Raw genomic sequence first — 12,715 nt, forward strand, 5'->3', positions numbered from 1 at the left:
TGTAGGAGTGCATCGTGCGTAAGTTGACTCAATTGGTTCTCCTGGCCTCCGTTCTGGTCGCGAGCCCGGCGTTTGCCGAAATGAAAATCGCCGTTCTGAACTATCAGATGGCACTGCTGGAGTCCGATGCGGCGAAGAAGTACGCAGTGGACGCCGAAAAAAAGTTCGGTCCGCAACTGACCAAGCTGAAAACCCTGGAAAGCAGCGCCAAGGGTATCCAGGATCGCCTGGTGGCCGGTGGCGACAAGATGCAGCAGGGCGAGCGTGAACGTCTGGAGCTCGAGTTCAAGCAAAAGGCCCGTGACTTCCAGTTCCAGTCCAAGGAACTGAACGAAGCCAAGGCTGTTGCTGACCGCGAGATGCTCAAGCAACTGAAGCCAAAGCTGGACAGCGCAGTTGAAGAAGTCATCAAGAAAGGCGGTTTCGACCTGGTCTTCGAGCGTGGCGCAGTGATCGATGTCAAACCTCAGTACGACATCACTCGCCAAGTTATCGAGCGCATGAATCAGCTGAAGTAAGCCATGACCGCGATTATAAAACTCGGCCAGTTGGCCGAGTTCCTCGGCGCCACCTTGCGTGGCGACGCGGAGAAGGAAATCACTGGGCTAGCCACCTTGCAGGAGGCTGGCCCAGCTCAGTTGAGCTTTTTGGCAAACCCGCAATATCGTAAGTACCTGGTGGACTGCCTGGCCGGTGCGGTGTTGCTGAAAGCCTCTGATGCCGAGGCCTATGCCGGCGACGCATTGGTGGTGGCCGATCCTTACCTGTCCTACGCCCGAATTTCCCATCTGTTCGATCCCAAGCCCAAGGCACCGGCCGGCATTCACCCGTCCGCGGTCATTGCTGCTGATGCTCAGGTGGATCCAGCGGCCAGCATCGGCCCGTTCGCGGTGATCGAGAGTGGTGCTCGCATCGGTGCCGGTGTGACCATCGGCGCTCATTGCTTTATCGGTGCCCGCTGCGAGATCGGCGAGGGCGGCTGGCTGGCTCCCAGGGTCACCCTGTACCACGACGTACGCATCGGTAAACGAGTGGTCATCCAGTCGGGCGCGGTGCTGGGGGGCGAAGGCTTCGGCTTCGCCAACGAAAAAGGCATCTGGCAGAAGATTGCGCAGATTGGCGGCGTGACCATCGGTGACGATGTCGAGATCGGCGTCAACACCGCGATCGATCGCGGCGCCCTGGCCGACACCGTGATTGGTAATGGGGTGAAACTCGATAACCAGATTCAGATCGCCCACAACGTTCAGGTCGGTGATCACACCGCCATGGCCGCTTGTGTGGGGATTTCCGGCAGCACCAAGATCGGCAAGCACTGTATGCTCGCCGGCGGTGTGGGGCTGGTCGGGCATATCGATATTTGTGACAACGTATTCCTCACTGGAATGACCATGGTGACTCACTCGATTACCGAGCCGGGTGCCTACTCTTCCGGTACGGCCATGCAACCTGCTGCCGAGTGGCGCAAGAGCGCGGCACGCATCCGTCAGCTTGATGATCTTGCGCGACGCCTGCGTCAGTTGGAAAAGCGCGTTGGGGGCGTGACCCCTGATGGCAATGCTTCATCAGATGGCTGATACCATTTCCATATCAAGTGTGCACAGCCGCTAGACGGCCTCCTTGATTTGCTAGAGGGGCGTGCGTTAGTCGCGCGCTCCCACTCTTTACTACAGGCTTCCCCCCGAAATGATGGACATCAACGAGATTCGCGAATACCTGCCTCACCGTTACCCTTTCCTGTTGGTGGATCGGGTAGTGGACCTGGATGTTGAGGGCAAGTGCATTCGTGCCTACAAGAATGTCAGCATCAACGAACCGTTCTTCAATGGTCATTTTCCTGCGCATCCGATCATGCCGGGCGTGTTGATCATCGAAGCCATGGCTCAGGCTGCGGGCATTCTCGGTTTCAAGATGCTCGACGTGAAGCCAGCCGATGGCACCCTGTATTACTTCGTCGGCTCCGACAAGCTGCGCTTCCGCCAGCCAGTGCTGCCGGGCGACCAGCTGATTCTTGAAGCCAAGTTCATCAGTTGCAAGCGCCAGATCTGGAAGTTCGAGTGCCAGGCTTCGGTCGACGGCAAGCCGGTGTGCTCTGCCGAAATCATCTGTGCGGAACGCAAACTATGAGTTTGATTGACCCTCGCGCAATCATCGATCCGACGGCCATCCTGGCCGACGACGTTGAGGTTGGCCCGTGGTCGATCATCGGCGCTGGTGTGGAAATCGGCGAGGGTACAGTGATCGGGCCCCATGTCATTCTCAAGGGCCCCACCCGGATCGGTAAGCACAACCGCATCTACCAGTTTTCTTCGGTAGGTGAGGACACCCCTGATCTGAAATACAAAGGCGAGGAAACCCGCCTGGTCATCGGTGACCACAATGTGATCCGCGAAGGCGTGACCATTCACCGTGGCACCATCCAGGACCGTTCCGAAACCACCCTGGGCGATCACAACCTGATCATGGCCTACGCCCACATCGGTCACGACAGCGTCATTGGCAACCACTGCATCCTGGTCAACAACACAGCGCTGGCCGGCCATGTGCATGTCGACGACTGGGCGATTCTTTCCGGTTTCACCCTGGTGCATCAGTACTGCCATATCGGCGCCCACAGCTTCTCCGGCATGGGCACCGCCATTGGCAAGGATGTACCGGCGTTCGTCACGGTGTTCGGCAACCCAGCCGAAGCCCGCAGCATGAACTTCGAAGGCATGCGCCGTCGCGGTTTCAGCGAGGACGCGATCCACGCACTGCGGCGCGCCTACAAGGTGGTTTACCGCCAGGGTCTGACCGTGGATCAAGCCTTGGCCGAACTGGCCGAAGCGGCGGTGGAGTTCCCGGAAGTCGCGGTTTTTCGTGACTCGATCCAGTCTTCGACTCGCGGCATCACCCGTTAATCATGAGCACTCTGCGTATTGCGCTGGTGGCTGGCGAAGCCTCCGGCGACATTCTCGGCGCCGGTCTGATGCGAGCCCTCAAGGCTCAGCACCCGGCTGTGGAATTCATCGGTGTCGGCGGTCCGCTGATGCAGGCCGAAGGTCTGACCTCGTACTTCCCCATGGAACGCCTGGCGGTCATGGGCTTGGTCGAGGTGCTCGGGCGCCTGCGTGAGCTGCTGGCTCGGCGCAAGAAGCTGATCCAGACCCTGATTGCCGAGAAACCGGATGTATTCATCGGCATCGATGCTCCGGATTTCACCCTGAATATTGAACTCAAGCTGCGTCAGGCTGGAATCAAGACCGTGCACTACGTCAGCCCCTCGGTCTGGGCCTGGCGGCAGAAGCGCGTGTTGAAGATCCGCGAAGGCTGCGACCTGATGCTCACGCTGTTTCCCTTCGAGGCCCGCTTTTACGAAGAAAAAGGCGTACCGGTGAAGTTCGTCGGCCACTCCCTGGCCGATGCCATTCCGCTGCAGGCGGACCGGGCTGCGGCGCGTGCCGAATTGGGTCTGCCGGACGGGCCTTTGGTGGCCCTGATGCCCGGCAGTCGCGGCGGTGAAGTGGGGCGCCTGGGGGCGTTGTTCCTGGATGCCGCGCAGCGCTTGCGTGTCCTGCGTCCAGGTGTGCGCTTCATCATGCCGTGCGCCAGCCCGGAGCGTCGGGTCCAGCTCGAAGAGCTGCTGGCCAGCCGTGACCTGCCACTGACCTTGCTCGATGGCCAGTCCCACAAGGCCCTGGCCGCCTGCGACGCGGTGCTGATCGCCTCCGGCACCGCGACCCTTGAAGCCTTGCTCTACAAGCGTCCGATGGTGGTGGCCTACCGCCTGGCGCCGCTGACCTTTTGGATTCTCAAGCGCATGGTCAAGAGTCCGTACATTTCCTTGCCCAATCTGCTGGCCCAGCGCTTGCTGGTGCCCGAGCTGCTGCAGGATGACGCCACCGCCGAAGCCCTGGCGCAAACCTTGTCGCCGCTGATCGAAGGTGGCGAAGAGCAGACCCGCGGTTTTGACGAGATCCACCGAACCTTGCGCCGTGATGCATCCAACCAGGCCGCGCAAGCGGTACTTGAGCTGATCGGCAAAACACAATGAGTAACGCGAAGATGCAGATGGGCCTGGACTTCACCCTGGTGGCGGATGCCGAGGATCTGGTAGCCGGTGTCGATGAAGTCGGCCGTGGTCCCTTGTGTGGAGCCGTTGTCACGGCGGCGGTGATTCTTGATCCGAAACGGCCGATTCTTGGCCTCAATGATTCGAAGAAGCTCACCGAGGCCCGTCGCGAGAAGCTGTTCGACGAAATCTGCGAAAAAGCCTTGAGCTGGTGCATCGCCCGGGCTGAAGTCGAGGAAATCGACGAGCTGAATATCCTCCACGCCACCATGCTGGCCATGCAGCGGGCGGTGGAGGGGCTGAGCGTGACCCCGAAGCTGGCGATGATCGATGGCAACCGCTGCCCCAAGCTGGCGATGCCGGCTGAAGCGGTGGTCAAGGGCGATAGCAAGGTTCCGGCGATTGCCGCGGCATCGATCCTGGCCAAGGTCAGCCGCGACCGCGAAATGGCGGCCTTCGAGCTGATTTACCCGGGTTATGGCATCGGCGGTCACAAGGGCTACCCGACGCCGGTGCACCTGGAAGCCCTGGCCCGCCTGGGGCCAACGCCGATTCACCGGCGCTCCTTCGCCCCGGTGCGACAAGCCTATGAGGCCCTTGAGGCACGGAGCGAGATGCCGTCCTGAGGCTGATGTTTTAGTCGAGGCCCGGTACAATCCGGGCCTCGTTGTTTTCGCGCTTATTACAGGATCACTATGCCGGCTTCATTCGTTCACCTGCGCCTGCACACTGAGTACTCCCTGGTCGACGGCCTGGTGCGGATCAAACCGCTGGTCAAAGCCCTGACCGGCATGGGCATGCCTGCGGTAGCGGTTACCGACCAGAACAACATGTGTTCCCTGGTCAAGTTCTACAAGGCCAGCATGGGTGCCGGGATCAAGCCGATCTGTGGCGCCGACCTGTGGCTGTCGAACAAGGACCCGGACAACGCCCTGAGCCGCATCAGTCTGCTGGTGATGAACGCCGTGGGCTATCGCAACCTGACCGAGCTGATTTCCCGGGGCTTTATCGATGGCCAGCGCAACGGCCAGATCATCATCGAGCGCGAATGGGTCGCGGAGGCCGCAGAAGGCCTGATCATGCTCTCGGCGGCCAAGGAGGGAGAGATCGGCATGGCGCTGATCGCCGGTGACCTGGAAGTCGCCGAGACCCTGGCCCGGGAATGGATGGCGGTGTTCCCGGACCGTTTCTACCTGGAGGTGCAGCGCACCAACCGGCCCAATGATGAAGAGCAACTGCACGGCGCCGTGGCCCTGGCCGACAAGCTCGGCGCACCGCTGGTGGCCACCAACGATGTGCGCTTCATCAAGCAGGAAGACTTCGAGGCCCACGAAACCCGGGTTTGCATCGGCGAAGGCCGGGCCCTGGACGACCCGCGCCGCTCAAAGAACTACAGCGACCAGCAGTACCTGAAAAGCGCCGAGGAAATGGCCGAGCTGTTCAGCGACCTGCCCGAGGCCCTGGAAAACACCGTCGAGATTGCCAAGCGCTGCAATATCGAGGTCAAGCTGGGCAAGCACTTCCTGCCCGACTACCCGATTCCCGATGGCATGACCATCGATGAGTATTTCCGCAAGGTTTCCTTCGACGGTTTGGAAGAGCGCCTCAGCGTGCTGCTGCCCAAGGACACCACCGAGGACTATGAGGCCAAGCGCCAGGTCTATGTCGACCGCCTGAATTTCGAGCTGGATATCATCATCCAGATGGGCTTCCCCGGTTACTTCCTGATCGTTATGGACTTTATCCAGTGGGCCAAGAGTAACGGCGTGCCGGTAGGTCCCGGCCGGGGGTCGGGTGCCGGTTCCCTGGTGGCCTACGTGCAGAAGATCACCGACCTCGACCCGCTGGAATACGACCTGCTGTTCGAACGTTTCCTTAACCCGGAACGGGTATCCATGCCCGACTTCGACGTCGACTTCTGCATGGACGGCCGTGATCGGGTGATCGACTACGTGGCCGAGAAATACGGCCGCAACGCGGTGAGTCAGATCATCACCTTCGGTTCCATGGCGGCCAAGGCGGTAGTGCGCGACGTGGCACGGGTCCAGGGCAAGTCCTATGGTCTGGCCGACCGTCTGTCGAAGATGATCCCTTTCGAAGTCGGCATGACCCTGGAAAAAGCTTACGAGCAGGAGGAGATCCTGCGGGACTTCATCAAGGTCGATGAAGAGGCGGCGGAAATCTGGGAGATGGCGCGCAAGCTCGAAGGCGTGGTGCGTAACGTCGGCAAGCACGCCGGTGGCGTGGTGATCGCGCCGACCAAACTCACTGACTTCTCGCCTATTTATTGCGATGAAGAGGGTGGCGGCCTGGTCACCCAGTTCGACAAGGATGATGTCGAGGCGGCCGGTCTGGTGAAGTTCGACTTCCTCGGCCTGCGGACCCTGACCATCATCGATTGGGCGCTGAAAACCATCAACCGCGACCGCGCCAAGGTGGGCGAGGAACCGCTGGATATCGCCTTTATCCCGTTGGATGACAAACCGACCTACAGCCTGTTGCAGAAAGCTGAAACCACCGCGGTGTTCCAGCTGGAATCCCGGGGCATGAAAGAGCTGATCAAGAAGCTCAAGCCCGACTGCCTGGAAGACCTGATCGCACTGGTGGCCCTGTTCCGTCCGGGGCCGCTGCAATCGGGCATGGTGGATGACTTCATCAACCGTAAGCACGGGCGCGCCGAACTGGCCTACCCGCACCCCGACTATCAGTACGATGGCCTGCGCCCGGTGCTGGCACCGACCTACGGCATCATCCTGTATCAGGAACAGGTGATGCAGATTGCCCAGGTCATGGCCGGTTACACCCTCGGTGGTGCGGACATGCTGCGTCGGGCCATGGGTAAGAAAAAGCCCGAGGAAATGGCCAAGCAGCGTGGCGGTTTCATTGAGGGTTGCGCCAGCAACAACATCGACGCGGATCTCGCAGGCAACATCTTCGACCTGGTGGAAAAGTTCGCCGGTTACGGTTTCAACAAATCCCACTCCGCCGCCTACGGCCTGGTGTCCTACCAGACTGCCTGGCTCAAGGCGCATTACCCGGCGCCCTTCATGGCGGCGGTACTGTCCGCGGATATGCACAACACCGACAAGGTCGTGACCTTGATCGAGGAAGTGCGGACCATGAAGCTGCGCCTGGATGCGCCGGATGTGAATACCTCCGAGTTCAAGTTCACGGTGAATGACGAAGGCCGCATCGTCTATGGCCTTGGCGCGATCAAAGGGGTGGGCGAGGGGCCGGTGGAGGCTATCACCGAAGCCCGGGTCGAGGGGCCGTTCAAGGACCTGTTCGACTTCTGTGCCCGGGTCGATCTCAAGCGCATCAACAAGCGGACCCTGGATGGTCTGATTCGCAGTGGCGCACTGGACCGCCTTGGCCCGCACTTCTTCGATGAGCCCAAGGCTTATCAGGCCAACATCGATCAGAACCGTGCCGTGCTGCTGGCGGCCATGGAAGAGGCGATCAAGGCGGCAGAACAGACCGCCCGGACCCACGACAGTGGCCACGCCGACCTGTTCGGCGGGGTGTTTGTCGAGGAAGACGCGGACGTCTATGCCAACCACCGCAAGGCCAAGGAGCTGACCCTCAAGGAGCGCCTGAAGGGCGAGAAAGATACCCTTGGGCTGTACCTGACCGGGCACCCGATCGATGAGTATGAAGGCGAGATTCGTCGTTTCGCCCGTCAGCGCATCATCGATCTGAAGCCGGCCCGGGATACCCAGACGGTGGCGGGCATGATCATTGCCCTGCGGGTGATGAAGAACAAGAAGGGCGACAAGATGGGCTTCATCACCCTCGACGACCGCTCAGGAAGGATTGAGGCTTCGTTGTTTGCCGACGCTTTCCATTCGGCGCAGTCGCTGTTGCAGACCGATGCCATGGTAGTGGTGGAAGGCGAGGTGAGTAACGACGACTTCTCCGGCGGCCTGCGCTTGCGGGTCAAGCGGGTGATGAGCATGGAAGACGCGCGCACCAACCTGGCGGAAAGCCTGCGCCTGAAAGTCCATACCGATGCCCTCAAGGGCGATCAGCTACGCTGGCTGGGCGAATTGTTCAAGCGCCACCGCGGCGCGTGCCCGATCACCATGGAGTACAGCCGTAATGACGCCAAGGCCTTGCTGCAGTTTGGCGAGAACTGGCGGATCGACCCGGCGGACAGCTTGATTCAAGCCCTGCGTGACCAGTTCGGGCGAGACAACGTCTTCCTCCAATACCGTTGACGGTAAGGTGCCATCATTGCGCCTTGTCGCCACTTGAATTTTTAATCTCGACCTCAACGCGCCCGTCCCTTAAGGTAGGGCGCGAATAGACAACCGGCCGGCCCAAGCCCCCTTGGACGTCGAGCCCAGACGGACGCCTATGAACCCGAATTTTCTTGATTTCGAACAGCCGATCGCCGACCTGCAAGCCAAGATCGAAGAGTTGCGCTTGGTCGGTAATGACAATTCGCTGAATATCGGCGATGAGATCTCCCGCCTGCAGGACAAGAGCAACACCCTGACCGAGGACATCTTCGGCAAGCTCACCAGTTGGCAGATCGCACGTCTGGCACGGCACCCGCGTCGTCCATACACCCTGGACTACATCCAGCACATCTTCACCGAGTTCGACGAACTGCATGGTGATCGTCATTTCTCCGACGACGCGGCGATTGTCGGCGGGGTTGCCCGCCTGGACGAGCAGCCGGTGATGATCATCGGTCATCAGAAAGGCCGCGAAGTACGCGAGAAAGTGCGTCGCAACTTCGGCATGCCGCGTCCGGAAGGCTACCGCAAGGCCTGCCGCCTGATGGAAATGGCCGAACGCTTCAAGATGCCGATCCTGACCTTCATCGACACCCCGGGCGCCTATCCGGGCATCGACGCTGAAGAGCGCAACCAGAGCGAGGCCATTGCCTGGAACCTGCGGGTCATGGCGCGCCTGAAGACCCCGATTATCGCTACCGTGATCGGTGAAGGTGGTTCCGGCGGCGCATTGGCCATTGGTGTCTGCGACCAGTTGAACATGCTGCAATATTCCACTTATGCGGTGATCTCGCCGGAAGGCTGCGCCTCGATCCTGTGGAAAACCTCGGAAAAGGCTGCCGATGCTGCCGAAGCCATGGGCATCACCGCCGAGCGCCTGAAAGGCCTGGGCATTGTCGACAAGGTCATCAGCGAGCCGCTGGGCGGCGCCCATCGTGATCCGGCAGCGGCTGCCGCTTCGATCCGCGCCGAGCTCAGCTCGCAACTGGCAATGCTCAAGGAAATGGATAACGACACCTTGCTGGCTCGTCGTTATGACCGCCTGATGAGCTACGGCCTCTGATCGAGCGCTGCCTCCCCGAGCAGGGGAATGCTGGTTCGTGACCCAGGCGCCGCCATCGATTCGATGGCGGCGTTGTTGCTTGTTGCGGGCAAGCTCTTCTGCACCTGGCCGCTCCTACAGGTCTTGAACGCGTCATGAACTCTCTCTCCGCGAAGCTGCTGCACAGCCTGGCACCCTGGCGCGATTCCAGGACTTGGCGAGTGGCGTTCTCCGGTGGCCTTGACTCCACCGTCCTGCTGCATCTCCTTGTCGATCTGGCGCAACAGCATCGCCTTCCGCCCATTGCGGCCGTGCATGTTCATCACGGCATACAGGCGGTGGCCGAGGCCTGGCCAAAGCACTGCCAGGCGGTCTGTGATGCACTGGGCCTGCCGCTGCAGGTGATTGATGTGCAGGTGCCCGGCGGTGCCAGCCTTGAGCAGGCCGCTCGCGAGGCGCGCTATGGTGCTTTCGCGCGGCTGACGGCGAGCAATGAGCTGCTGCTGACGGCGCAGCATCGTGATGACCAGGCGGAAACCCTGCTGTTCCGGCTGTTGCGTGGTGCCGGGGTCAGGGGGTTGTCGGCGATGCCGTCAGTCCGACCGCTGGGTGGAGGGCAACTGCTGCGGCCGCTGCTTGATGTGCCGCGTGCCGAGCTGGAGCGCTACGCCACGGAGCATCGGCTGAGCTGGGTCGAGGACCCTTCCAATGCCGACCATCAATACTCGCGCAACTACCTGCGCCATCAGGTCATGCCTGCGTTGACTGCACGCTGGCCCCAGGCAGCGCTGAGCATGAGCCGCAGCGCTGCGCACTTGAGCGAAGCCCAGGGCCTGCTCGATGAACTGGCGATCATGGATCTGGAGGCGGCGCGGACCTTGAGCGACTTTCCCTGGCTGGGCCTGCCTTCACTGGCAATTGAGCCTTTGCAGGGATTGTCTGCGGCGCGCCAGCGCAACGCCTTGAGTCATTGGTTGAGCCGCTTCGGCCGCTTGCCGGATGCCGACCATTGGCGCGGCTGGGACAACTTGCGAGATGCCGCGGTCGCAGGTCGGCCGATATGGCGACTGGCCGATGGCGAGTTGCATCGTGCAGCGGGGCGCATCTGGTGGCTGTCCGGCGCCTGGCTGCAAGCGGTCGACGGACGGTTGCCGTGGTCCTGCCCGCAAAGCCCCTTGCAACTGCCAGGTAATGGCCAGGTGGCTCTCCTCGGGACGCCACCGACGGGATCGCTGCATGTCCGCTATCGCCAGGGCGGCGAAGTCGTGCAAATGGCCGGGCGCGGTCATCGAGACTTGAAGCGCCTGCTCAATGAAAGCGGGTTGCCGGGCTTCGTCCGTGGCAGATTGCCGCTGCTGTATCAGGATGAGCGGTTGCTGGCAGTGGCAAACCTGCCAGCGCTCGCGGCAAATCCCCGGGCCGGCTGGCAATTGCAGTGGCAGCCACCGAACAGCGATCAAGGTTTGAGCTGAAAGGGGCTTTCCGGTAGACTACGCTCCCTTCTTGATACAACTTCTGTGGATTCGCCTGAATTGCAGGAGTTGCCGATTACCAAGCAGTCTTTGCTGGGCGATTCCAAAAAATGTGTAGCGAGCAACCTACCGGTGTTTTTGCATCCGGTTTGTCACCACGCGGCGGTTTTTTTGAAAGGTGCACTGTGATTAATGCAGGTGATCGGGGGCTTCGGCCTTCCTTCGCTTTCCCCGGCGGCACTGACCGCTTTAACGCAGACTTCTAGGGTTTTTCATGACGCGCTACATATTCGTCACGGGCGGTGTTGTTTCTTCATTGGGGAAAGGCATTGCCTCGGCTTCATTGGCGGCCATCCTGGAGGCGCGGGGGCTTAAGGTCACCATGCTCAAGCTGGACCCGTACATCAACGTCGACCCGGGCACCATGAGCCCGTTCCAGCACGGTGAAGTGTTCGTCACCCACGACGGCGCCGAGACTGACCTGGACCTGGGCCACTACGAGCGGTTCATCCGCACGACCATGACCCAGAACAACAACTTCACCACTGGCCGTGTCTACGAGCACGTACTGCGCAAGGAGCGCCGTGGTGATTACCTGGGCGCCACCATCCAGGTGATTCCGCACATCACCGACGAGATCAAGCGTCGCATCATCAAGGGTGCCGGCGATGCCGACGTGGCCCTGGTGGAAATCGGCGGTACCGTGGGCGACATCGAGTCGCAACCGTTCCTCGAAGCCATCCGCCAGCTGCGGGTCGAAGTCGGCTCCAAGCGCGCGATGCTGATGCACCTGACCCTGGTTCCGTACATCGCCACTGCCGGCGAAACCAAGACCAAGCCGACCCAGCACTCGGTAAAGGAGCTGCGCTCCATCGGCCTGCAGCCTGACGTGCTGATCTGCCGCTCCGACCATCCGGTGGATGTGTCCTCGCGCCGCAAGATCGCCCTGTTCACCAACGTTGAAGAACGTGCGGTGATCTCCCTGGAAGACGTAGACACCATCTACAAGATCCCGGCCGTGCTGCACGCCCAGGGCCTGGATGACTTCGTCGTCGAGCGTTTTGGCCTGCAATGCAACGGCGCCGACCTGTCCGAGTGGGAAAAGGTGGTGGACGCCAAGCTCAACCCTGAGCATGAAGTCACCATTGCCATGGTCGGCAAGTACATGGAGCTGCTGGACGCCTACAAGTCGCTGATCGAAGCGATGAGTCACGCCGGCATCACCAACCGCACCAAGGTCAACCTGCGCTACATCGATTCCGAAGACATCGAGAACCAGGGTACCGCGCTGCTGGAAGGCGTCGACGCGATCCTGGTTCCAGGTGGTTTCGGCCTGCGTGGTGTGGAAGGCAAGATCACCGCGGTGCAATACGCTCGCGAGAACAAGGTGCCATACCTGGGTATCTGCCTGGGCATGCAAGTGGCGGTCATCGAGTTCGCCCGTAATGTCATGGGCTGGAAAGATGCCAACTCCACTGAGTTCGATCGCAGCAGTGGTCATCCGGTCGTCGGTCTGATCACCGAGTGGGAAGACGCCACCGGCGCCGTCGAAGTGCGTAACGAAGCGTCCGACCTGGGCGGCACCATGCGCCTGGGCGCTCAGGAATGCCTGCTGGAATCGGGCTCCAAGGTGCACGACTGCTATGCCAAGGACGTGATCATCGAGCGTCACCGTCATCGCTATGAAGTGAACAACAAGCTGCTGCCACAGCTGATCGAGGCCGGCCTGAAGATCTCCGGTCGCTCGGGCGACGGCGCGCTGGTCGAAGTGGTCGAGGCTGCGGATCATCCATGGTTCGTCGCTTGCCAGTTCCACCCCGAGTTCACCTCGACGCCACGTGACGGTCACCCACTGTTCAGCGGTTTCGTCAAAGCTGCATTGGCTCAACACCAGAAGAAGGCTTGAACC

Annotated in this window: 10 protein-coding genes; all 10 read left to right on the forward strand. The window is 61.0% G+C overall.

The annotated features are described in order from the left end of the window. Positions 1-14: 14 nt before the first annotated feature. The 10 genes from DNK59_RS19705 (at position 15) to DNK59_RS19750 (ending at position 12,712) form a co-directional block, all read left to right on the forward strand. A complete protein-coding gene (locus DNK59_RS19705; protein ID WP_016964695.1) occupies positions 15-518 on the forward strand; it encodes an OmpH family outer membrane protein in 504 nt (167 codons plus the stop codon). A 3-nt stretch (positions 519-521) separates the two neighbouring features. Beyond that, on the forward strand, positions 522-1,577 hold the full coding sequence (lpxD, locus tag DNK59_RS19710; protein WP_110724271.1) for a UDP-3-O-(3-hydroxymyristoyl)glucosamine N-acyltransferase: 1,056 nt from the start codon (positions 522-524) through the stop codon (positions 1,575-1,577). A 109-nt stretch (positions 1,578-1,686) separates the two neighbouring features. Next, entirely contained in the window at positions 1,687-2,127 is a 441-nt protein-coding gene (fabZ, locus tag DNK59_RS19715) for a 3-hydroxyacyl-ACP dehydratase FabZ (protein ID WP_007924058.1), read from the forward strand. Continuing rightward, on the forward strand, positions 2,124-2,900 hold the full coding sequence (gene lpxA, locus DNK59_RS19720; protein ID WP_092320039.1) for an acyl-ACP--UDP-N-acetylglucosamine O-acyltransferase: 777 nt from the start codon (positions 2,124-2,126) through the stop codon (positions 2,898-2,900). The genes fabZ and lpxA overlap by 4 nt, the downstream gene beginning before the upstream one ends. Positions 2,901-2,902: 2 nt before the next feature. Further along, positions 2,903-4,033, forward strand: coding sequence for a lipid-A-disaccharide synthase (gene lpxB, locus DNK59_RS19725; RefSeq protein ID WP_110724272.1), 1,131 nt, complete (start codon positions 2,903-2,905; stop codon positions 4,031-4,033). A gap of 11 nt (positions 4,034-4,044) precedes the next feature. Then, positions 4,045-4,677 carry a ribonuclease HII gene (rnhB, locus tag DNK59_RS19730; RefSeq protein ID WP_016964691.1) on the forward strand — a complete coding sequence of 211 codons (633 nt, stop codon included), beginning with the start codon at positions 4,045-4,047 and terminating at the stop codon, positions 4,675-4,677. A gap of 69 nt (positions 4,678-4,746) precedes the next feature. Continuing rightward, positions 4,747-8,268, forward strand: a complete 3,522-nt coding sequence (gene dnaE / locus DNK59_RS19735) for a DNA polymerase III subunit alpha (RefSeq protein WP_110724273.1) — start codon at positions 4,747-4,749, stop codon at positions 8,266-8,268. 139 nt (positions 8,269-8,407) lie between these two features. Next, positions 8,408-9,355 carry an acetyl-CoA carboxylase carboxyltransferase subunit alpha gene (locus DNK59_RS19740; protein WP_016964689.1) on the forward strand — a complete coding sequence of 316 codons (948 nt, stop codon included), beginning with the start codon at positions 8,408-8,410 and terminating at the stop codon, positions 9,353-9,355. A 134-nt stretch (positions 9,356-9,489) separates the two neighbouring features. Beyond that, positions 9,490-10,806: a tRNA lysidine(34) synthetase TilS gene (gene tilS, locus DNK59_RS19745; protein ID WP_110724274.1), complete on the forward strand. Its 1,317-nt coding sequence runs from the start codon at positions 9,490-9,492 to the stop codon at positions 10,804-10,806. Between the two features lie 274 nt (positions 10,807-11,080). Next, positions 11,081-12,712 (forward strand): CTP synthase, encoded by a 1,632-nt coding sequence (locus DNK59_RS19750; RefSeq protein ID WP_092320049.1) that lies wholly within the window; start codon positions 11,081-11,083, stop codon positions 12,710-12,712. The last annotated feature ends 3 nt before the right edge of the window (positions 12,713-12,715 follow it).

Source organism: Pseudomonas sp. TKO26 (assembly GCF_003225665.1).
GTDB classification, from domain to species: Bacteria; Pseudomonadota; Gammaproteobacteria; order Pseudomonadales; family Pseudomonadaceae; genus Aquipseudomonas; species Aquipseudomonas saponiphila.